Source organism: Acidovorax sp. (genome assembly GCF_046294525.1).
GTDB lineage: Bacteria > Pseudomonadota > Gammaproteobacteria > Burkholderiales > Burkholderiaceae_C > Acidovorax.
Genome location: NZ_JBKBKQ010000018.1, coordinates 81,905 through 104,478 on the forward strand (window position 1 = coordinate 81,905; position 22,574 = coordinate 104,478).

At 65.6% G+C, this 22,574-nt stretch carries 19 protein-coding genes; all 19 read right to left on the bottom strand.

All coding sequences use genetic code 11. The features are described 5' to 3' along the window. Positions 1-94: 94 nt before the first annotated feature. Positions 95-901 carry a type II secretion system protein gene (locus ACK4HJ_RS16280; RefSeq protein ID WP_409833497.1) on the bottom strand — a complete coding sequence of 269 codons (807 nt, stop codon included), beginning with the start codon at positions 899-901 and terminating at the stop codon, positions 95-97. Further along, positions 898-1,509: a hypothetical protein gene (locus tag ACK4HJ_RS16285; protein WP_409833499.1), complete on the bottom strand. Its 612-nt coding sequence runs from the start codon at positions 1,507-1,509 to the stop codon at positions 898-900. The genes ACK4HJ_RS16280 and ACK4HJ_RS16285 overlap by 4 nt, the downstream gene beginning before the upstream one ends. Before the next feature lie 109 nt (positions 1,510-1,618). Then, complete coding sequence (locus ACK4HJ_RS16290; protein WP_409833501.1) at positions 1,619-2,887, bottom strand: type II secretion system F family protein; 1,269 nt, start codon at positions 2,885-2,887, stop codon at positions 1,619-1,621. An 8-nt stretch (positions 2,888-2,895) separates the two neighbouring features. Continuing rightward, the gene (locus ACK4HJ_RS16295) at positions 2,896-4,644 is read right to left on the bottom strand and encodes a GspE/PulE family protein (protein WP_409833503.1); all 1,749 of its coding nucleotides are present in this window, start codon (positions 4,642-4,644) and stop codon (positions 2,896-2,898) included. Then, complete coding sequence (locus ACK4HJ_RS16300) at positions 4,628-6,238, bottom strand: ExeA family protein (protein ID WP_409833505.1); 1,611 nt, start codon at positions 6,236-6,238, stop codon at positions 4,628-4,630. Before ACK4HJ_RS16300 ends, ACK4HJ_RS16295 begins: the two co-directional genes overlap by 17 nt. Next, positions 6,235-7,236: a tetratricopeptide repeat protein gene (locus ACK4HJ_RS16305; protein ID WP_409833507.1), complete on the bottom strand. Its 1,002-nt coding sequence runs from the start codon at positions 7,234-7,236 to the stop codon at positions 6,235-6,237. Before ACK4HJ_RS16305 ends, ACK4HJ_RS16300 begins: the two co-directional genes overlap by 4 nt. Further along, positions 7,233-9,026: a pilus (MSHA type) biogenesis protein MshL gene (gene mshL, locus ACK4HJ_RS16310; protein WP_409833509.1), complete on the bottom strand. Its 1,794-nt coding sequence runs from the start codon at positions 9,024-9,026 to the stop codon at positions 7,233-7,235. The genes ACK4HJ_RS16305 and mshL overlap by 4 nt, the downstream gene beginning before the upstream one ends. A gap of 126 nt (positions 9,027-9,152) precedes the next feature. Then, a complete protein-coding gene (locus tag ACK4HJ_RS16315; protein ID WP_409833511.1) occupies positions 9,153-9,740 on the bottom strand; it encodes a hypothetical protein in 588 nt (195 codons plus the stop codon). Continuing rightward, the gene (locus tag ACK4HJ_RS16320; protein ID WP_409833512.1) at positions 9,737-11,041 is read right to left on the bottom strand and encodes a hypothetical protein; all 1,305 of its coding nucleotides are present in this window, start codon (positions 11,039-11,041) and stop codon (positions 9,737-9,739) included. The genes ACK4HJ_RS16315 and ACK4HJ_RS16320 overlap by 4 nt, the downstream gene beginning before the upstream one ends. Continuing rightward, complete coding sequence (locus ACK4HJ_RS16325; RefSeq protein WP_409833514.1) at positions 11,038-11,538, bottom strand: hypothetical protein; 501 nt, start codon at positions 11,536-11,538, stop codon at positions 11,038-11,040. The genes ACK4HJ_RS16320 and ACK4HJ_RS16325 overlap by 4 nt, the downstream gene beginning before the upstream one ends. Further along, complete coding sequence (locus ACK4HJ_RS16330) at positions 11,539-12,465, bottom strand: type II secretion system protein (protein WP_409833516.1); 927 nt, start codon at positions 12,463-12,465, stop codon at positions 11,539-11,541. A gap of 68 nt (positions 12,466-12,533) precedes the next feature. Next, on the bottom strand, positions 12,534-13,367 hold the full coding sequence (locus ACK4HJ_RS16335) for a type II secretion system protein (protein WP_409833518.1): 834 nt from the start codon (positions 13,365-13,367) through the stop codon (positions 12,534-12,536). Between the two features lie 22 nt (positions 13,368-13,389). Continuing rightward, on the bottom strand, positions 13,390-14,247 hold the full coding sequence (locus tag ACK4HJ_RS16340; RefSeq protein ID WP_409833520.1) for a type II secretion system protein: 858 nt from the start codon (positions 14,245-14,247) through the stop codon (positions 13,390-13,392). A 737-nt stretch (positions 14,248-14,984) separates the two neighbouring features. Then, positions 14,985-16,148: a Gfo/Idh/MocA family protein gene (locus ACK4HJ_RS16345; protein ID WP_409833522.1), complete on the bottom strand. Its 1,164-nt coding sequence runs from the start codon at positions 16,146-16,148 to the stop codon at positions 14,985-14,987. A gap of 48 nt (positions 16,149-16,196) precedes the next feature. Further along, entirely contained in the window at positions 16,197-17,207 is a 1,011-nt protein-coding gene (locus ACK4HJ_RS16350) for a sugar phosphate isomerase/epimerase family protein (protein WP_409833524.1), read from the bottom strand. A 113-nt stretch (positions 17,208-17,320) separates the two neighbouring features. Beyond that, on the bottom strand, positions 17,321-18,310 hold the full coding sequence (locus ACK4HJ_RS16355; protein ID WP_409833526.1) for a substrate-binding domain-containing protein: 990 nt from the start codon (positions 18,308-18,310) through the stop codon (positions 17,321-17,323). Between the two features lie 209 nt (positions 18,311-18,519). Continuing rightward, entirely contained in the window at positions 18,520-19,575 is a 1,056-nt protein-coding gene (locus ACK4HJ_RS16360) for an ABC transporter permease (RefSeq protein WP_409833528.1), read from the bottom strand. Further along, positions 19,556-21,046, bottom strand: a complete 1,491-nt coding sequence (locus ACK4HJ_RS16365; RefSeq protein ID WP_409833530.1) for a sugar ABC transporter ATP-binding protein — start codon at positions 21,044-21,046, stop codon at positions 19,556-19,558. The genes ACK4HJ_RS16360 and ACK4HJ_RS16365 overlap by 20 nt, the downstream gene beginning before the upstream one ends. Beyond that, positions 21,043-22,293 carry an ROK family protein gene (locus ACK4HJ_RS16370; protein WP_409833532.1) on the bottom strand — a complete coding sequence of 417 codons (1,251 nt, stop codon included), beginning with the start codon at positions 22,291-22,293 and terminating at the stop codon, positions 21,043-21,045. The genes ACK4HJ_RS16365 and ACK4HJ_RS16370 overlap by 4 nt, the downstream gene beginning before the upstream one ends. Between the last annotated feature and the right edge of the window lie 281 nt (positions 22,294-22,574).

Genomic DNA, 22,574 nt, shown 5'->3' on the forward strand with positions numbered 1-22,574 from the left:
GCAAGCCAAACCCACGAGAGCGCCTTTGCGCTCGGCAGCCTGCGGGTTGAATGAAGTTGGTTATGGGCATGAATAGTTCAAAAAGCAGGGTCCACTACGGAAGGCTCTTGCGAAGCCATCCCGACAGTTGGGTGGGCGAGTCCGATACCACTACGTCGTCCGTGCCAAACCGCAGCGGTGCCGTAGGGCTGGCGGCGCACAAGCCGGCGTTGGTGTGCGGCGGGTCGAGCCTGTTCCCATCGCCATCTGCGTCCTTGAGCGGCACCACCACCCAATACGCCACCGACATCACTGCATTGCCGCCGCAATCGATGGCGCCCGCCGCGCCAGCGTCGCCGGTGAGGTAGGGGCGGTTGGCCGCAACCGCAGCAGACGCCAGCCCGGCGGCGTTGTTCAACGCCACGATCAGGTCAGTGACGTCCGAGTAGTTGGCTTCGCCTTCTGCGTCGCCCGTCCGCTCCAAGGCGGCGGTGAGGTCGGCGTCTTGCGCCGCGGTGGCCGACGGAGTGCGAAATACGGCATACCGTGCGCGCAATGCCTCTTCCGGCACCTGCAGCCCCACACTCACATAAGGGAACCAGCCCACCTGCACACCTGCAGCGCACACAGTACTGTCCGGTGACGTAAGTGCTTCATAACCGGTCGCCACGGCGGCGGTGTCCGGGCACGGCAGGCGCCCGTGCCGCAAGGCAAAAGACCGCACGATGGACTGCAGCTGCTGGGCCTCGGCACGACCACGCTCAATCTCCTGCTGCGACACCACGGTCTCATATCCACTGAAAGCCGCCCAGGACAACAGCCCCGCCACCACTAGGGCCACCGCAATCTCGAGCAGAGAGAACCCCGCCTGGCGCATGCGCCCAGGCCGAGGCGTCCGGTTCTGGCGCGCGGACACTTTCATGGCGATTTGCCGCCCTGCGCGGCTGGGCGCCGCGCATACGTCTGAAGATTGACGGCCGCCGCGCTGATGCGCGCACTGATGGCTTGCAGTTCCGCCAGGATGGCCTTCTTGCGCGCCTCATCGGCCGGTGCATTGCTGCTCGACAAAGTCTGCAGCTCACGGTTCAGGGCCTGGATCTGGCTGCTGCCCTCCAGCATGTCGCGTAGCGCCTGAAAGTACCGAGGATCAAACTGGCCTGGGGAGAGCGCCTCCAGCTCATTGAGCAGTGCCTGCACCTGCGCTGGCGATGCCTGCGCCCCCTGGGATTGAATGGCGGCAATCTCTGCGCGGATCTGTTTCAAGCGCTTGCGGCGCGCCTCGGCATTCAGCGCCGCGGCCGGCGTGCTCGAAGCTGGATCCACGCGCCCAGTTACGCGCTGGGCAGGCGACCCCAGACCAGGCGTAGCCTCTGGCGATGTGCCCGGCGCAGTGGCAAGCGGCGCGCTTCCCTGCGCAGGAGTGCCGACTACCGCTGCCGGATTGCCGCCCTGCCACACCCACCAGCCCGCCCCCACCACGGCCAGAAACAGCAGGCCCAGAGCACTGCCAATCCATACGTTCTTGTTCATCACTGCCCTGCCCATTGGTTCGGGCAGGCCTCCACAAAGGCCCCAGGGCCCACACGCCGGGTCCGTTCCAGAAGACAAATAAACGATTGCATCCTCGTCACCTTCGCCATCACCCACCCATCGTCTGGTTCACCGACTGCCGCACCAGGTCATAGATCGGCAGCAGCAGTGCCACGATCAGGAACAGGAACAGCCCGCCCGCGATCAGGATGATCAACGGCTTCAGAATTTCTGCCAGCGACTTCACCAGCACCTCCAGGCGCTTGCGGTGGTCGGCCGCAAGGTGCGACAGCTGCAGGTCCAGGCTGCCGGACTCTTCGCCCACCGAAATCATGCGCACGGCCATGGCCGGGAAGCCGCCCACGCGCCGCATGGATGACGACACCGATTCACCGCGCGAGACCGATTCGGCCACGTGGATCAACCGGGTGCGGTAGTAACGGTTCTTGGTGGCGCGCCCCAGGATGCGCAGGCTGGACACCAGGTCCACCCCGGCCCGAACCAGGATCGACAAGTGCTCGGTGATGTGCGCCATGCCGGAGGACACCAGCAGCGTGCGCGCCACGGGCAGACGGTGCAGCACGCTGTAGGTAGCCAGCTGAAAGCGCTCGGACCGCTTGAACACAATGACCCCTGCAGCCACCACCACAAAGGTAACCAGCAGCACCCACGGCAAATGGGCCGACAGCAGGTCGGCAAAGGACACAAGGCCTTCGGTGATGGGCGGCAGCTTGGCCTGAAGCTGCTTGAACAGCCGGGCCATGTTGGGCACCACGTAGTAGATCCAGAAGATGGCCACGCCGATGATGGTGGCAAACACGAAGGCCGGGTAGATGAGCGCGGTCTTGATGTCGCGCTTGATGTTGATCATGCGCTCCACGTGTTCGGCCGCCTCGCCCAGCATGCGGTCCAGCGTACCGGTCTGGTCGCCGATGGAAACAAGGTTGCGCACCGTCTCGGGAAAGATGTTCGGGTGCCGGTTGAAGGCCTCGGTCATGCCCACGCCAGCGTTCAAGTCGTCCAGCATGTTGCGGGCCACGGAGGCCATGGCCGAGTTGCCCACACTGTTGCTCTCGTCCACCAGGGTTGTGAGGGCGTCCATGGCCGGCACGCCCGCGCGCATCATCAGCCCCAGGTCGCGCAGAAAGCCGGCCAGGTCTTCGCTGCGCACTTGGCGACGAAACAGGTGCAGCAGCACATCCGTGACCACGGCCAGCCACACCGGAAACCGCCACAGGCTGATGACTGTGCCGTCCGTGTCCGACTCCAGTCGCATGCGCGCCGACAGATCACGCTTGACGGCGAGCCGCAGCAGGCCGGACCGGACCGATCCGTGCGGGAGCAGCACGCGGTAGTAGTACGTGTTGAGGTGGGCCATGGGTCCTCTCAATCCTCACCCACCGCGCGCAGGATCTCTTCCATGGTGGTCTCACCCGCCAGAACGCGATGACGCGCCAAAGTCAGGATGGGACGCATGCCCGCAGCCAGCGCACGCTGGCGCATCTCGGCACGCGACGCGTCTGCCGCGATGGCGTCGGCCAAGTCGCGGTTGACCACCAGCATTTCGTACACGGGCAGGCGACCCAGGTAGCCGGTGTCGCGGCACTGGTGGCATCCCGCGCCATGGAACACCTGGGTGGTCTCGTCGGCATGGCCGCGGCCCAGCCAGCGGCGTTCATCTTCGGTGGCCAGGCGCGGCTTGGCACAGTGCGGGCAGATGCGCCGGACCAGGCGCTGGTTGATGACCGCGACCAGGTTCTCGGCGATGGTTTCGGTGTCCACACCCAGCAGCTTGAGCCGCGGCATGACCCCAAAGATGGTGCCCACGTGCAGGGTGGACAGCACCAGGTGGCCGGTGGACGAGGCGTCCAGCGCAGCGCGCGCGGTTTCCGAATCGCGGATTTCGCCCACCAGGATGATGTCCGGGTCGTGCCGCAGAAAGTGGCGCATGGCGTTGGCAAACTCATACCCCGCTCGGCGGTTCACCTCGGTCTGGCAGGCCACAGGTACGCGGTACTCCACAGGGTCTTCCACTGTGAGCACGTTACGCTCGATCAGCGGCTGCATGCGCAAAGCGGCGTGCAGCGTAGTGCTCTTGCCCGATCCCGTCGGGCCGGTGATGAGAATGAGCCCGTGTGGGCGCGAGAAGGCCTTGGCCATGACGGCCACGTCGTCTTCCAGAAACCCCAGGTCGGCCAGCTTGTCGAGGTTGCTGCGCTCGGGCAGCAGGCGCAGCACCATGCGCTCGCCAAACTCGGAGATCAGCGTTGACACGCGGATGGTGAAGTTGTGCTCCATCACCACGGCGGTGAAGCTGCCGTCCTGCGGCAGGCGCTGCTCGCTGGCGTCCATGTCGGCCTGCAGCTTGACGTAGACCACCAGGCGGTCCAGCGCAGGGGCCAGCGCAAACACGGGGCGCAGCACGCCGTCCACCCGCAGCAGCACAGAGCGGCTGCGCGCCGTTGGCGCCAGATGGATGTCGGTGGCACGCTCGCGCACGGCCAGGTGCAGCATGTGCTCCAGCAGACGGGCCGGGCTGTAGGCGCGGTCCACGTCCGCTTCGAGCTTGCGCACTTCGCTCTCTATGAGGCGGGCGGGCGGGTGCTCGGCAAAATAATAGTGCTGCTGGATGGCTTGCGCCACGCTGTCGAATTCGCCCTGGAAGAAATGGCAGCCCTTGCCTAGCTTGCGCTGAATCAGCTCCGAGACCACGTCCGGCTGCGCATCGCCCAGCACCACGTCGATCAGACCGTCGTCGTTCTGGCGCACCGGCAGGAAGCCATAGGTCAGGCACAGCGCCCGGTTGAACAAGCCTGCCACTGCCGTATCTGGCTCGGGCATTTCGTCGATGTTGACAAAGCGCAGGCCCCGCTGATCAGCCAGTTGGCGGGCCACTTCGTTGGCGCTGGCAAAGCCCAGTTCGACCAGAAGGTTGCCCATGGGCACCTTCTCGATTTTTTGCTTCTGCAGCACATAGTCGATGGCCACTGCAGAGACCAGCCCGGCGTTGACCAGCGCGGCCCCGAGGGAGGGGCTTTTCTCTCTGAGCACCGCCAGGCGATCAGTGGCAGTAGCGCCAGTGGTTGGCAGCAACTCGCCCGAGTTCTCCTGCACGATTTCAGCGGGGGGATGCATCCTGGTGCTCCAAAAGTAAGAAGGTCAGTTCGTCGGGCTTGCCGGTAACGGGCAGCCCGTGCTGCTGCTGAAAGCGGGCGAGCGCCTCCCCGGTCCTGGTCCCGAAAAATCCGTCATCGGGTTCGCGCAGGTCGAGCAGGCCCAGGCTGCGGAGCTTGCTCTGCACCTTGCGCGTGGCCTGCTGGGCGGCCACGATGTGGCGCGCGTCGCCGCGGCCCAGCCATGCCACCCAGGACTCCTTGCCCACCGCAAAGCGGCACGTGCGCGGCGACGGCTTCCAGGCCGGGCTGGTGCCGTCCGGCAGGCGCTGTACCAGGACGACTTCGTCAGCAGAGGCCAGGGCCTGCAGCTGGCTTTCGCACACGCGCCGCGCGGGCACCTCGGCGTCGGCCGGCTTGACCGCAGCCTGCGCAGAGCCAGCGGCAGACGACGCGGCAGTTTGGATTGCGCCGGTTTCAGCAGGCGCTGGCAACAATGGCACGGCCAGCGCCGACGGCGCCGGTGCCCCTGTGGAGGTGGGGGCGGTCGCTGTCACCATGGCTTCAGCGCCCGCTGCCGTGGCCGTAGCCTTCTGCGCGGGCTCTGGCACCGCAACTTCCTGCACGGCAGGCGCCCCGCCCGTCGCGGCGCTGCCGTCGGGGATGGCCACGCGGCCCCAGTTGGCGATCGCCATGGTGGCCACCGTGGCCGTGGTGCCCGCCAGGAGCCCGGCCATAATCCAGGCCTTGCGCTTGCGGCTGCTGCCTCCGGCGCTCGCCGCGGAAGCAGCCTCGTCGCCCAACGCGGGCAGGTCAGACACCGCGCGTTGTACCAGCGCAGCGGTCACCACCGACCCACGGGTGCTCGCAAGGCCATAAAGACAGCGGTCCAGCACCAGGTGGATGCGGCGCAGGTTGCCACCGGTGGCACGGTGCAATGCATCCACGGCGCTGTTTTCCATGGAAAGCCGGCCTTCGGCGCCGGCCGCGTTCACGCGGAAGTCAAAGTACCGGGCGACTTCGTCATTTTGCAGGCCGCTCAGGCGCGCATGCTTCACGATGCGGCTCTTGAGTTGGCGCAGCCCGGGCTCGGCCAGGGTATCTTCCAACTCGGGCTGGCCCACCAGCAGGATCTGCAGCAGCTTTTCCTGCCCCGTCTCCAGGTTGCACAGCAGGCGCACCAGCTCCAGCGATTCCACGCTGAGGTTCTGCGCATCATCGATGACCAGCAGGCTGATGTCGCCCGCCTGGTGGCGCGCAATCAAAAATTCCGTCAGGCGCGCCAGGCCCTGTTCCACCGAATCGGTGGGCGGCAAGCCAAAGTCCGCCTGGATGGCCGATAGCAGCGCGCTGTCCTGCAAAAAAGTGTTCAGGATGAGTGCCGAATGGCAGTTCTTGTCGTGCAGCGTGTCCAGCAGGCGCCGCACCAGCGTGCTCTTGCCCAGGCCCACTTCGCCGGTCAGCAGCACAAACCCCTTGCGGGCTTCGATGCAATGCACGATCTCCGCAAAGTCTTCCTCCAGACGGGGCGTAAAGAAATACGACCCCGCGTCCGGCGTGGGAGGAAAGGGGTTGCGCGACAGACCGAGCGTCGCGTAGATGGAGCTGGCAGTCATTGTCGGGCGGCAGGGGTGAACTGGCCCAGGGCCGCGCGCAGCGCGGACGAATCGGGCTGCAGGCGCAGTGCGGCGTCCAGCGTGGCACGGGCCTCTTCGGGTTTGTTCTGGCGAGACTGGATGCTGGCCAGGTTGATGGATGCTTCCTCATCACCCGGCATGCGCTCCAGGATGGCGCGGTAGCCGCTGGCAGCGGCAGCATCACGGCCACCGCGCAGATCAAACCACGCCTGTGCACGCAGCAGTCCTAGGGAGCCGGCTGGCAGGCGCTCGCGCAGGGCGGTCAGCTCACGTTCGGCATCGCTGTCGCGCCCTTCGCGCATGGCAGTGATCAGGCGTGCAAAACGCAACTCAACCGGGGTGTCGTCCACAGCAGGCGTAGCGGGGGCGGGCTCCACGGGGGCGGCGGGGCGTGCAGAGCGGGCCTGGCGTACCGGGGCGGCACGCGGCGCAGCAGGCGGCGCGGCTGTGGCATTTGCCGGACCGGCAGGCGCGGTCGCTGCTACCGCCACAGCGGCCGTCGGGGTCACGGGGGCAGCGACTGCCGGGGCAGCGGCAACGGGTGGCACGGGGGTCGATGGAACTGCCGGGGTCGCGTGTACCGCTGCAGCCGGCTGCATGGCAACGGGCGCGGACACCGCTGTAGTGCCGGCGGCGGAAGAGTCCGACCCGGCCACTGCGATGGAAGCGGTGGCCGGGGGCGCTGACACGTCCACCACGGGCGCCGACGCCGCAGCCAGGGGTTGGGGCAAAACCGGCTGAGCCGCCACGGGCTTGGGCGCAGACGAGCGGCTGAGGTTGGGATCAAACCGGGGCTGTGTCTGCGTTTGCCACACATACCAGCCGGCCACACCCGCACCCACCACAATGACGAACGCCAGAGCGGCGTCCACCCATGCGGGGCGCTTGCGGGCCGGCGTGGCTGGCGCGCGCGGCAGCACACGCGGGGCGTCCTGGGGCGCGTCCATGGACTTCAGCGCGTCGTGGATGAGGCTCATAGCACACGCACCCGCAAAACGATGACCAGTTCACGGCTGCCGTGGACCTTGTTCTCGTTGCCGAACAGCTTGCCCAGCAAGGGCACGTCCGACACACCCGGTGCACCGCGGTCGTTGTTGGAAGTGCGCTGGTCGATGAGGCCGCCCACCACCACCACATCGCCGTCTCCCACGTTGAGCGTGGTGGTCAGGCCCTTGTAGCTCACCTTGGGCAACGACACCAGGTTCTCGCCGCCCACGGCCACCAGCTGCAGGCTGGCGGGGTCCACATCGCTTTGCATGGGGTTAAGCATCAGCTCGATGCGGCCATCGTCGCGCACCATGGGCAACACGCCCACCATGACGCCCGAGAACACCGTGTCCGTCTGCACGCTGGACGAGGTGGTGGATGCCCCACCGCCCGGCACCGTCTGCGTGGAGGCCGACTGCGACACGTAGCGCGAGCTGGTGCCTACCGACAGCAGAGCGGGCGTGCCGTTGCGCACCTGCACGTTGGGGTTGGACAGCACCTTGAGGTTGCCGTAGGCGCGCAGCGCATTGATCACGATGCCGTAATTGCTGCCCTGGTACGACATGCCCAGCGCAGGGCCCGACACGCTGCCGATGAGCGCCGCCGGAATGGAGATGGCCCGTGCGGGATAGCCCGTGCCCGCATTGGGCAACGTGCCCGAGCTGCCACCCAACTGCATGGGCGATGAGCCAAACCCCGCAGCCAGGCGGCCGCGCAGATTCGTCCAGTCCACGCCAAATTCGAAGTTGTCGGACAGTTGCACGTCAATCAACTGCGCCTCGACGTACACCTGCTTGCCCAATACCTTGTGCACCTGCGCCAGCATCTTTTCGACGGCGCGCATCTTGGACGGCCGGGCCTTGACGTAGAGCGTGCCCGTCATCTTGTTGAGCGTGAAGCCGCTGTCCTCACCCATGGTGGCCAACGGTGCCTGGGGCACGGCGGGGCGCGTCGATGGAGTTGCTGGCATGCCTGGCCAGGTGGTCGGGGGGGGTGCCAGCGCGCCCGCGGCGGCCAGGCTTTGCTGTTGCTGCTGGGCCGCACGGTCCTGGGCGTTGTCGCCCAGCACGGCCTTGATGGCTTGTTCGATCTCCAGGTACGGGTCGGTATTGCTGCCGCCCGAGCCTGCCATGGTCAGACTGCCCTGCTGCGCGCCCGTGCCGCCGCTACCGCCGCTGCTGCTGCCCCCGCCGCTGCCGCCCGATGTGGTACTGCCAAACACATTGCCGCCCGACCCCATCTGGATGCTGGACTTGGTGTTCAGGAAGTTGAGCGAGAAGAACTTTTCTTCGGTCAGGTTCACGCGCAGCGTGTTGCCGCGGAACTCGCCGGCCACGTCATACGTGCGCAGCACCTCGTTGAAGCCTTCGCGCAGCGTGACCTGGCGCAAGTGCATGTCGGCCAGTTGCCCGCCCTTGAGCACGTTCGGGTCCACGATCAGGTTCAAGTTTCCGGCATCGGCAAACGCGCTGAGGATCTGGCTGATGCTCGCCTTGGACATGGCCACGTTGATGAGCTTGCCTTCCAGCGGATCGAACACCGGGGCCACGGGTGCGATCACCGGCGGGGCCGCGGCCTTGTTCATCTCTGCCAACAGCATTTGCTGGTGGATCAACAGGCGTTGCGACTCCTGCGCGGCATGCTCGCGCAGGTTGTCGGCCGCTTTGGTGTCGGGCGGCGGCAGGCTGGTCGCGCTGCGGGGCGGCTGGCTGGCGCACCCACTGAGCACCAGTGCTGCGCACACCAGAGCCACGGGCTTGAAAAACGGGGTTGTGTTCATATCGCTGTCCTCGGCGCTGCTCGCGTAATGCTTGAAAATTTCATGAAGAAAGGAAGGTGCCTGCACAGGACAGCGCCACGCCTGCACGCGCAGGGTTCGTGGTCGGCCCGCAGGCTGCCAGCGTGTTCATGGAAGGCTCCTGATCGGCCCCGGCTGCCCGCCAGGCAGGCCGGAACGGAACTCCTGCGAATTGACACTGGCCAGCGATCCATCGGCCCAGCGCAGCGTGCCCACGCGCAGATCGCCTTCGGGCAGGGTCAGCGTCTGGCGGCCCAAGCGTTCGGTCACCACGGCTTCGGTCGGCCGCACGCGCACCACGCGGCCACCGCCCTCCAGGCGTGCGCCTTGGCGCGCCAGGTGGCCGTCGATCACGACCGATTGCCGATCCGCTGCTAGGTCGTCCAGATGCAGCGACAGCGAGCGGCGCGGCATTTGCACACTACCCACCACATCGCTGCCGGGCACCGGCAGGGCGATCAGGCTCAGGGGGTCGGTGCCCGCGCTGGAGGCCTGCGCCTGGATGCGCTCCATCGCCCCAAAGGCGTTCACCACACGCGCCTGATCGTTGCGCAGCGCGGGCGGCAGTGGCGACAGCTCGGTAGTGACCGGCCGAACCGAGGGCGTGCGCGCTTGGCTCAGCTGCACCACGCCATACAGGCCCCAGCCCAGCAACAGCACGGCCAGTCCATTCAAAAGCAATGCGGCGTATTTCATGGTTTCACGTTTCCTGCAGAAGCTGCCGGGGTCGCCACCAGCTCATAAGAGAAGGCACCTGGCACGGCGTAGGTGGGCTCCACGGCCTTGAGCGTCCAGCCCGCTGCCGCCATCTGCGACACCCAGCGCGTGACCGAGGCTGACGCACCCAGGGGCGCAACGCCATCCACACGGAAGGCGCGGCCACGTGTCAGGCCTGCAGCAGGCTCCAGCCGCACACGCTGGATCCGGATGTCCCTGCCCGATGCAGACTTGAGCAGCGCCATGAACGCCACCGGGTCGTGCCGCGCGCCTTCGTCCAACGCTTTGGAGAACTCCGCCACCGGCAGCAGCCTTTGGGGCGCCTCTATGGTGGACACGGCCTGGATGCGCACATTCAACGCCTCCAGCTCGCTGCGCTGCGCCTGCCCGCTTTCGCGCTGCTGGTCGGCCATCTGGCCCAAGGTCACGCCGGCAAAGGCCAGCACCAAGCCAACCACGGCGGTCAGCGCGGTAATAGGCGCCACCCAGCGCTCGGACCTCCATGCCACCCGCTCGAGCAGCGGATTCAGCGCATGGCGCCCAGCCGCATTGCGTGCCAGCGTGGGCAGCACGGTGTGCACACGCTCTCCCGCAAACAGCAATTCAGTCGCAGCCATCACCTTCGGGGCGCCGCCCAGCGCGTTGCGCACTGCGGCCACGCAGGTGTCCACATCGGCGGGTTGCGTGCTCCACAGCGTGCCCCACTCCACGGCTTCGGCGCCCAGCCGCGACAGCAGCGCGCTGTGGTTGGACGTCAACACCTGTGCTGCACTGGCCATGGCCGATGCGCCGGAGCCCAGCGCCTGGGTTGAACCAAACACCATGCCTTCGTCCGACTGCGCAAAACACATCAGCCGGCGCTGAGACAACATGACGCGCGCACCGCCCGTGTCCACGCCGTGGCACAGCAGCCCTGCGGCGGTCATCACCAGGCAGTGGTCGGCCTGCTCCTGGGCCCATTGCGTGCAACGCTGCCACAGCTCCAGCGAAAGCGCCGAAAAGTAGACCTGAAAGCCGCCGGGCACCTTCACCAGCCGGTGCACCACCACATGGGCGGCTCCTTCCACCAGGCCCTGGGTGCGCACCCGCTTTTCCACCAGGGCTGCGGCGTACTCCGTCTTGCCTTCAAACCGCCATACGTCGGTGAAGACATCGTCCAGATCCAGCACCACCAGCGCGCTGTGGTTGAGCTGCGGCCAGGCAGGTACGTCCTGCACCTGATGGCCGTTGCAATGCAGCCAGCCGGAGCTGGCGACGCGGTAGATGTGTTCGTTGCTCATGGCTTCACCTTGGGCGCCAGGGCGGACACCGTCTGAAAATGCAGCGTGCCGCTGACGCCCAGCGTCAGCCCCTGATCGCCCGGCTGGGGTGGGTGGAACAGGCTCGCCTCTGGCGAAACCGTGGCCAGGTCGAACATGTCCGCCACAAAGATGGCGCCTGCCCCGCCGCGCCCCAGCTCGCCCAGGAACTGGGCCGCCTCGGCCCGCGTGGCGGGGCCCTGCGCGCGGCGCAGCCTGCGCTCGCCCCACTGTGCGGGGTCAAAGCCCAGGCGCTCCACCTGCTGCGCCACGTCCTTGATGGACCGCACCAGCTGCTCGCGCTGCTGCACCTCGGGGATGAGGCGGCGTGCGTTCTCCACCGCCTGCTGCAACTGCGCCTGCTGCTGCTGTTCAAACGCCAGGCGCTTGAGCCCCTTGTGTGCCATGTAGGCGCCACCACCCAACAGGGCCGTGGCCAGCGCCAGGGACACGAGCTTGAGTGTGCGGGTCGCGTTCAATTACTGCTCCATGATCCAGTGGGCGGTCAGCAGGATGACGCGGTCTTCGTCAAACGTGCGGCCTGTGGCGGTGCCCCCCGCTGTACCACTGTTGTTGGTCACGGTCTGGCGGGTGTCGCTATTGGTCATGGCGCTGTTCGCTGCCGTGTTGGCAATATTGTTGCCTTCGGTGTTGTTGGCCTCCCACTGCGTGCCGGGGGCATTCGCTTCTGCTGCGGCGGTGTGCGCAGGGCGGCTCTGAATGCGGAAACGGCCTTCGCGCGAATCGGGCTTGCCGTCAATCACCTGGTCCATGAAGCGGGCCAAGTCGGGCGTCAGGCCCCGGATCACCATCACGTTGCCTGCACCGCTGGCAGAGCCAGAGGTGTTCCACTGGAAGCACACCTGCATCTCCACCGCGTTGCCGTTGGAGTCGATGTACAGGAAACGGTCTTCATGCCCTTCGCCACGGCCCGGCGGCATGCGCACACCAGCGCGTGTCATGAGGGTGCGCAGGTTCTGGCCAGCCAGGCCGGCGTCGCCCAGGCCCACTTGGTCTGCGGAATAGCCCTGGCCACTGCAAATCTTCAGACCGCGGTTGGTGAAGTTTTCAGGAATTCCGGCCACCGCCATCGAACCTGCACGCGTGCACGCGGGGTTGCCGGCTGGGATCTCCGTTTCGCTGCCATTGACCATGTAGGTCGGCGCCTGCTGGCAGTCGCCCAGCACCACGCCCGTGCGCTGGTAATACTGGTCGTAGGCCATCTTCCACTGGTAGGCGAACTTGTTGATCGCTTTTTGGTACTCAGCATTGCGCTGCACATCCTTGGCGATGGCCACGGCGCCGATGATCAGGCCGATGACGGCCAGCACAATGGCCAGCTCCACCAGGGTGAAACCTTGCTGCACCTTGCGGCCCAGCCTTCGGAACGTTTGCATGTTTTTCATCGAAATCTCCGACGATGGGAAAAGGGTTGATGGGGACGGAACCTGAACGGTGGCTGGCGCGATCACCATCACTGATTCATGCGGTAGATGGCAGTGACGATGGCGACCTGGTCTTCGTCAAAGCTGCGGTCGTTGTTGGTATTGATCAGGTCGCGGTTCGTGGCCTGCCACTCTTGTCCTGGTGCGTTGATGGCCGTGCCCCCAGCGTTGTTCAAAACACCTTGGCGACGGAACCGGCCCTCGCGCTCGTCGGGCTTGCCATCGATCATCTGGTCCAGCGCCCGTGCCAGGTCAGGCGTGAGGCCCGTGATGACCATCACATTGCCAGCGCCATCACCGACGGCATTCGCAGCGGAGCTGTCCGCGAGGGGCACGTTCCATTGAAAGCACACCTGGATTTCCTGGGGGTTGCCATTGCTATCCAGGTACACGTAACGGTCTTCCAGCCCTTCCGCGCGGCCGGGGGGCATGCGGATGCCCACACGCGTCATCAGCACCCGCAGGTCAGGATCGGTGCCGTTGGTGAAACCCCGCGTCATGCCCTGCCCCGCCGCGCCACGGCAGATTGCATTGGGAGGTGTGACACCCGTCATATTCCGGCCAGACCGAGTACCGGCCGCCAGAAATTGCGCACCATTGACCATGTTCTGAGGTGCCGTCTGGTCGTCTCCCAGCACCACGCCCGTGCGCTGGTAATACTGGTTGTATGCCTGCTCCCATTGGTCGATAAATTTGTTCTTGACCTTGGTGTACTCGGCATTGCGCTGCACATCCTTGCCAATGGCCACGGCGCCGATGATCAATCCAATGACGGCCAGCACAACGGCCAGCTCGACCAACGTGAAACCCTGCTGGCGCACGGAGCGCGGGCTGCGGGTGAGGTTCTTGAATACGTTGCTCATGATGTTGTTTCCCTCGCCCTGATTACTGGTTCATCTTGTAGATGGCGGTCAGGGTGATGACCTGTTCTTCGTCACGCGTGTTACCTGCGCCGGCCGCTGTGGTGCCGGCGGCGCCGCGTCCATACGTGTTGTTGGCACTCCACTCCACGCCGGGAGCGTTGTTGGTCGCGTTGTCGATCCCCTGCAGGCGGAAGCGCCCTTCACGCGCATCCGGTTTGCCGTCGATCATCTGATCCAGCATGCGGGCCAAGTCAGGTGTCAGCCCAGAGATCACCATCACATTACCCGCGCCTGCGGGGGTGGTGGGCCGGTTCCACTGAAAGCACACCTGAATTTCCTGCGGCGAGCCGTTGGTGTCGGTGTAAACGTAGAGGTCTTCCTGCCCCTCTGCACGGCCGGGCGGCATGCGGATGCCAGCGCGGGTCATGTAGGCGCGCAGATCGTTCGCGTTGACTGTGAAGGGAGAGTCAGAGCGCATCGCTCCGGGGTCAGGGTTGCGGGCACAGACAGGTAGCGGCTCTGACCCCGCCGCAACCAGCGCTGCCATGTCGCCGCCCGACGTGGGGTTGGTTCCCGTAGCCACATACGCCGCCCCATTCACCATGATCCGCGGCGCCGTCTGGCTGTCGCCCACCACCACCCCCGTGCGCTGGTAGTACTGGTTGTACGCCTGCTCCCACTGGTCGATGAACTTGTTCTTGATCTTGGTGTATTCGGCGTTGCGCTGCACATCCTTGCCGATGGCGACCGCGCCGATGATGAGACCGATGACGGCCAATACCACGGCCAGTTCTACAAGGGTGAAACCACCCTGCGCCGCTCGGGTGCCAGCGAGGCTGTGGGCGCGCCGGGAGGGCAGGACGGAAAGAAGTGATCGCATGATTTCCTCAGGCGTTGAACAAAGAAGTGAGCGCGAGATTACTAAACGTAACGAAAGTAAACAAATTAAAAATGGGGTCAGCAAACGCACGGCGGTAGTGCCTGATGAGCCTGGTTCTCAACGGCTCTGCGCTTCTTCGCCATCGCTCTTCACTCCTCACTGATTTCATCTTTTTTTCTTATGAATCAATGGCTTGCAAGCCAAGCCCGTCTACCGACCCCTCTGCAAGAGAAGGTGCGCAAGCATCGCGCAAGTGGCCTTCGGTAGCCATAGTGCGTATGTATTAGTGACACAACAGCAACAAAAACAAACAATTAGGAATCCATTTCAATAGCTTATGCCTATCAAAAAATTGCGGGTTTTCGGCGGTGTCGCGAATATCGGCCGGTGGTAAGGCTGACGCGCGCTCTCACATCGCAACGCCCTCGCGGGTCATCGCGCGAGGAGCTTGCTCAATCGCTGGGCGCAGACGCGCTGCAGGACCACATCAGCGGGCCCCAAAAAGTGCATGTGTTGAAGTGCAATGCGGTCCGCGACAAGTCGCCAAGACAAGCGGCGGCACGGACGTCTGAAGATGCGGCAGAAGGACTCCAATGGAGCCAGCTGGAGACAACGGCGGCCCATCACCTAACGCGCGATCAGCGCGCCGCGTGCTACTTGGGCGGGCTCAGCTTGAAAAGCAGATGAGTGGGGGACGGATATGTGTGCTTATAGCCGGTGAGCGGAAGGCCTGCACCTCACGTCACGGCCGTCCACTTCTGCGCGCTGGCCGCAGACGCCACCACCTGCTCGATAAAGCGCACGCCGCGCGCACCGTCTTCCACGCGCGGGTAGTCGGCGTGCAGCGGGTCGGCCGCCGTGCCTGCCTGCCGCGCGCGGATGTCGGCGGCCACGCCCAGGTAGACGTTGGCAAACGCCTCGATGAAGGCCTCGGGGTGGCCCGCAGGAATGCGCCCTGCGCGGAGCGCCGCCGGGCTGAGCCAGGGCGAGCCGCGCGTGAGAATGCGGCGCGGGCCGTCCACGGGGGAGTGGATGAGCTGGTTGGGTTCTTCTTGCCGCCAGGTGATGGTGCCCAGCGTGCCGGACACCTGCAGGCGCAGGTCGTTCTCCAGCCCGGCTGCCACTTGCGATGCCACGATGAAGCCGCGTGCGCCGCTGTCGTAGCGCAGCAGCAGCTGGGCGTCGTCGTCCAGCTTGCGCCCGGCACCAAAGGAGGTGAGGTCCGCACACACCCAGGCGGGGTGCTGGCCAGTGACGGTGGCGGCCAGGTTCTCGGCGTGTGATCCGATGTCGCCCAGCGTGCCTGCACTGCCGCTGCGTGCCGGGTCCAGCCGCCAGTCGGCCTGTTTGTTGGCGCCGCCCTCTTCCACCGCAGTGGCCAGCCAGCCCTGGTTGTATTCGACGGTGATCTTGCGGAGCTGGCCGAGCGCGCCACTCTGCACCAGGTGGCGCGCCTCGCGCACCATGGGGTAGCCGGTGTAGTTGTAGGTCACGCCGAACACGGTGCCGGCCTTTTTCACGGCGGCGACGAGTTCGTCGGCCTGCGCGCTGGTGTGCACCAGGGGCTTGTCGCACACCACATGAAAGCCCGCCTGCACAAAAGCCAGTGCCACCGGGTGGTGCATGTGGTTGGGCGTGACGATGCTCACCAGATCGATGCGCTCCTGCGCGGGGCGGCGCAGCTCGTCGGCCAACAGGTCCTGCCAGCTGCCGTGGTTGCGGTCGTCCGCCAGGCCCAGCGCGGCGCCGGAGGCTCGGGCGCGCTCGGGCGAGGACGACAGCGCACCCGCCACCAGCTCGAACTGGCCATCCAGCGCCATCGCCTTGCGGTGCACCGCGCCGATGAATGCGCCATGGCCGCCGCCGACCATGGCGTAGCGGAGCTTTCTTTGAGTGGACATGCAAAAGGCCTTTGCTCGCTGTGTATGTTGTTGGTTTGAAGAACGCGGCTAGGCCTGCTTGTCACGCGCAAACACCGCATCGAAAGCACCGGCCGCCGGCTTGAAGTCGAGCCGCTTGCAGAACGCCGCGCTCTCGGTGGCGCCATGCACACGGTCCATGCGGCTGTCTTCCCACTCCACTGAGAGCGGGCCCTGGTAGCCGATGTCGTTCAGCGCAACGATGATGGATTCGAAATCGATCATCCCGCGCCCCACGCTGCGAAAGTCCCAGTTCCGCCGCGCATCGCCAAAGCTGGTGTGCCCGCCGAACACGCCCACTGTGCCGTCGCCCTTGCCCCACCAAACGTCCTTCATGTGGGCGTTGTAGATGCGATTGCCAAACTGGCGGATGAACTTGACATAGTCCACGCCCTGGTAGGCCAGGTGGCTGGGGTCATAGTTAAAACCGAAGCGCTTGTTGCCGCCCACGGCTGCAATCGCGCGCTCGGCGGAGGCAATGTCGAACGCGATCTCGGTGGGGTGCACTTCGAGTGCAAAGTTGATGTCGTGCTCTTCAAACACGTCGAGGATGGGGCCGAAGCGCTTCGCAAAATCAGCAAAGCCCTTGTCCCAATACGCCTGCGTGGTGGGCGGGAAGGCATAGATCGAATGCCACACCGACGAGCCCGTGAAGCCCGTCACCGTCTTCACGCCAAACGCTGCGGCGGCACGCGCCGTATCGGCCAGCTCGGCAGCGGCGCGCTGGCGCACGCCTTCGGGCTCGCCATCGCCCCACACATGCGACGGCAGGATGGACTGGTGGCGCTCGTCGATCAAGTCGCACACGGCCTGGCCCACCAGGTGGTTGCCGATGGCAAAACACTGCAGGCCATGCTGGGCCAGCAGCGCGTGTTTGTCTTTCACGTACTCGGGCGACGACAGCGCCTCCTGCACATTGAAATGGTCGCCCCAGCAGGCCAGCTCCAGGCCGTCGTAGCCCATGCTTTTGGCAAGCGGCGCGAGTTCTGCCAGCGGCAGGTCGGCCCACTGGCCGGTGAAGAGGGTGACGGGTCTTGGCATGGCGGCTCCAAGGGGCGTTGGGTTGCAGATGCACAGCGGCAAGCAGCTATTCTTTCAATAGCTGCTCGCGCTTGCTGGATAAGCGCTAGAGGCCTATTTGACTCAAAGAATCATCAGAATGGCGAATCAGGGAAGTAGAAGTCCTTCGCCGTTTCCTTGGTGATCAGCACCGACGGAATGATGGTGTTGGCGGGCAGCTTTTCGCCCTTGATGCGCGCCTCGGCCGTGAGCTTGATCGAGTCGTAGATGAACTTGGGGCTGTACGACACGTTGGCCTGGATCAGCGGGTTGCTGCCGTCCATCAGTGTCTTGATCATGCCCTTGGCACCCGCGCCACCAAACACCAGCTTGATGTCCTTGCGCTTGGCCTGCTCGATGGCCTTGAGCACGCCCACGGCCATGTCGTCGTCGGCGGCCCACACGGCGTCGATCTGCGGGAAGCGGGTCAGGTAGTCCTGCATCACCTTGAAGGCGTCGTCGCGGTTCCAATTAGCGTACTTGGCGTCCAGCAGCTTGATGCCGGGGTGGTTCTTCAGCACGCTGTTGAACGCGTCCATGCGCTCGTTGTCCAGCGTGGTCGCAATGCCGCGCATGGCCACCACGTTGCCCTTGCCGCCCAGCGCTTTGGCGATGTACTCGGCCGGAATCTTGCCGAACGCCGTGTTGTCACCCGCCACATACGCGTCCTGCGCGCTGGTGTCGGTCAGGCCCCGGTCCACCACCGTCACGTACACGCCCTTGGCCTTGACCTGGGCCACGGGCTTGGTCAGCGCCGCCGATTCGAACGGGAAGATCACCAGTGCATTGATCTTGTTCACCGTCACCAGGTCTTGCAGCTGGTTGGCCTGCTCGGGCGCGCCACCTGCGGTCTTCACGATGACCTGCAGGCCGGGGTGGGCCTTCTCCAGGTCCTTCTTGGCCTGGTTGGCCCAGTACACGATGCCGCCGGTAAAGCCGTGCGTGGCCGACGGAATGGCCACGCCCACCACCGTCTTGTTGGCCTGCGCCATGGCAGGGGCGGCCAATGCCAAGGCGGCGGCGCCCACGGCCGAGAGGGCCAGGCGGCGGGTGAAGGAAGTAGAAGAAAGTTGGCTGCTGTTCATGCGTTGTCTCCTGTTGCTGCTATTGCTTTGCTGAAATGGCCAGGAAGCTGGCCGGCTGGGGAACACTGAGAAACTCAAAAAAGCTGGTTGGACCGTAGGTCGGGTTAGCCCGCAAGGGCGTAACCCGACGCCCCGAGACCACACTGCGTTGGCGTCGGGTTACGCTGCGCTAACCCGACCTACGCGACTCCCGAAAAACTGAAGATCCATCACCGCTTGCCCCTCTGCATGAAGGCAACCGCAATAATCACCAAGCCCTGCACCGCCGCGTTCAAATACACGCTGATGATGCTGGTGAGGTTGAGGATGTTGCTGATGACCGACAGCAGGATGGCACCAACCACCGTGCCGGTGATGCTGCCCGCCCCACCCTTGAGCACCGTGCCGCCCACGATGACGGCGGCAATTGCCTCCAGCTCCCACAGCAGGCCCGTGGTGGGCGATGCAGAGCCCAGGCGCGGCACGTATAGCAGCGTGGCGATGCCCACGCACACGCCCAGCAGCATGTACGTCAGGATCTTGATCTTGTGCACATCCACCGCCGCGTACTGCGCCACCTGCTCGTTGGAGCCGATGGCCTGCACATAGCGTCCATAGGCCGTGCGGTTCAGGATCACGCCGCCGATGACAGCCACCAGCAAAAAGACCCACACCGGAATCGGCACGCCCAGCAGGTTGGCGTAATACACGGGGCTGTAAATGTCCGATAGGTCGTTCTCCAGCGTGATCGCCCCGCCGTTGGAGAAATACGTGAGGTACGCGCGGAAGATGCCCAGCGTGCCCAGCGTGACGATGAAAGGCTCGATGCGGCCCTTGGTGATGAGCAGACCATGCACCAGCCCGAACACCGCGCCCAGCACCACGGCCAGCAGCATGCCCACCACCACGGCCGCCATCGGCGAGCCCAGCACGGGCGCCATCGCGTTCATGAACAGGATGACTGAGCCCGCGATCAGCGCCGCCATCGACCCCACCGACAGGTCGATGCCGCCCGAGATGATCACAAAGCACATGCCCACCGCGATGATGCCGATGAAGGCCGTGCGCGTGAGCACGTTCATCACGTTGTCATACGTGGCGAAGTTGCTGTTGAGCAGCGTGCCGGCAATGCACAGCAGCACCAGCCCGATGACCGGGCCCAGCCCGTGCAGCTTGCCCCACCAAGCCGCGGCGCCGCCGTGGCGGCCCGCACCGGGTACCACAGGTGGTGCGGGTGCTGCGGCAACCGCTGCGGTGGTAGCGTTTTCAGCGGGTACCTGTGGCATGTGCGATCAACTCCTCTTCGGTCAAATGGGGCTCTTGGAGCGTGGTCTGCAGCCGCCCGGCGCGCATCACCGCCACGCGGTGGCACAGGCCGATCAGCTCCATCAGTTCCGACGAGATCACCACAACAGCAAGCCCCTGCTCTGCCAGGCGCTGCACCAGGTGGTAGATCTCGCGCTTGGCGCCCACGTCCACGCCACGCGTGGGCTCGTCGAGCACCACCACGCTGGGGCCGGGGTGCAGCACCTTGGCCAGCGCCAGCTTTTGCTGGTTGCCGCCCGACAGCGACGACGCGCGTACCTCCAGCGAGCCGGTGCGGATGCCGAACTCCTGCACCGCATCGCGCAGCGCAGCCTGCTCGCCCGCCGGGTTGAGCCAGGGCTTGGCGTAGCGCTCCAGCGCCATCAGCGTCAGGTTGGGCCGCAGGCTGAAGTGCACGTGCAGGCCCTTGCCCTTGCGGTCTTCGCTCAGGTACGTCAGGCCATGGCGCGCCGCATCGCGCGGGCTTTTCAAATTCACCGGCTTGCCCGCCAGCTCCACCGTGCCGGCCGAGCGCGCGCGCAGGCCCAGCAGGCCCTCGAACAGCTCGGTGCGGCCAGCGCCCACCAGCCCGGCAAAGCCCAGGATCTCGCCACGCCGCACGTCAAAGCTCACGTCCTCGGCCCAGCCCGGCACCGAGAGGCCGCACACCTTCATGGCGGGCGCTCCCCCCTCCGGCGCGGGTAGCTTGGGCGGGAACAAATCCGCCAGCTCGCGGCCCACCATCAGGTTGGCCATCTGCCGCCGCGTGACGTTTGCCGTGGCCTCGCGGGCCACCAGCAGGCCGTCGCGCATCACCACCACCTCGTCGGTGGTGCGCTCCACTTCGTCGAGCTTGTGCGATATGTAGATGATGGTCACGCCCGCCGCCTTGAGCCCGGCCATCAGGGCAAACAGGCGCTCCGTCTCGCCGGGGGTCAGCGTGGCGGTGGGCTCGTCCATGATGAGCAGGCGCGCATTGCGGGCCAGCGCACGGGCAATCTCCACCAGCTGCTTTTCGGCCACGATGAGCTTGCGCACCCGCGTGTCCGGGTCCAGCGGCAGGCCCACTTGCGCCAAGGCAGCGCGCGTCTTCTCACGCATCGCCTTGTCATCGAGGAAGGGGCCGCGCTTGATCTCATGGCCCAGGAAGATGTTCTGCGCAATCGTCAAATCATCCGCCAGGTTGAACTCCTGGTGGATCAGCACAATGCCCTGCGCCTCCGCCGCGCGCGATCCGCCGCCCGGGGCGCGCACCGCGCCGTCTACCACCACCTCGCCGGTGGTCGGGCTCTCGTACCCGGCCAGAATCTTCATCAGCGTGGACTTGCCCGCGCCGTTCTCGCCCAGCAGGCCATAGACGCGGCCCGGCTGCAGCGCAAAGCCCACGCCGTGCAGCACGCGCACCGGGCCAAACTCCTTGGTGACATTGCGGAACTCGACGGCTACGCTCATCGCACAGCCCCCACACCAACGCCCGCAGCCGACCCCGACCCGGAGATCGAGCCCGCGCGCGACAGGCTCTCCTGCATCGCCAGCACGCCCGCCCCCACCACACCGGCATCGTCGGCCAGCGGCGCGTATTGAATCTCCAGGTGCCGCGTGGAAAGCGCCAGCGACCGGTGGTACACGCTCTGCCGCACCGACGCGAGGAACAGGGGCCCCATGTCCGTCACCCGCCCCGCAATGAACACATGCGACGGGTTGAAGAAGTTGACGATGGACGCCAGCATCTGCCCCACCAGGCTGCCCGCGCGCTGGATGATGGCGTTGGCCGCTACATCGCCCGTGCGGCTGGCCTGGGCCACGTCTTCAATGGTCAGCGTGCCCGTGCTTTGCAGCCGCTCGGCCAGCAGCGCGCTCTCTCCGCGCTGCGCAGCCTCCATCGCCATGCGCGCCATGGCGGGCGCTGCGGCCATCGCCTCCACACAGCCCTGGTTGCCGCAGTGGCAGCGCGGGCCGTGCTGGTCCACGCAGATGTGGCCCACATCGCCCGCCGATCCATTGGCACCCCGGTACACCTGCCCGTGGCACACAATGCCGCAGCCAATGCCCGTGCCGACCTTGATCACGAGGAAGTTGGGCAAATTGCGCTGCAGCCGGTACATCTCGCCCAGCGCCATCAGGTTCACGTCGTTGTCCACAAACACCGGCGCGGCAAACGCCTCGCGCAGGTAGTCGCGGATGGAAAAGCCGTCCCAGTCGGGCATCAGCGGCGGGTTGACGAGCTGCCCGCTTTCAAAATCCACCGGCCCCGGCACGCCCATGCCGATGGCAATAACCTGACTCGCGGCCAGCCCGCAGCGCGCCAGCAGCTCGCGCATCAGCCCCCGCACTCGCGCCAGGATCACGCCCGGCCCCTGGCGCACATCGATGGGCTCGCGGTGCCGCGCCAGCACTGTCATGTCGGGCCGCATGATGGCAATTTGCATGCTGGTGGCGCCCAGGTCGGCGCCAATCACCACGCCCAGGGTTTCGCTTAATCGAAGGGTTTCGGCCCGCCGACCGCCAGAGGACTCCTGCAGGCCCACCTCGTCGAGCAGGCCCTCGTCCAGCAGGGCCGCCACCATGGCATTGGCCTTGCTCTTGGAATAAGCCAGGCGCTGCGCCAGCGCATTGCGCGACGCGCCAGCGGACCAGAAGATGGTCTGCAAGACGCCCAGGTCTTCGGTGCCGCAGTGACTCCAGCGGGTGGATGGCAAGGCTTGTCTCCTGTCGTTTTCGTATGCAGCACCTCATGGGGGTGGGTGCTTGACAGGGATGCTATGCGGTCTACTTTGGCCGGGCAAGACTTAACTTTGACCCATTTCAAATCGAAGTACCTGTGACGTGGGCCAGTGGCGTATACCATTCTCGACCCATCGCTAGGGAAGCTCTTCACGAATCGGTTCTGGCAGTGCCGTAGTGATGCCCGAACTAAGACAGCCCTTGCTTTCGAGAATTGATCGCCCCCAGCAGGCGCTGTGCGCGGGCAATTGCCCGG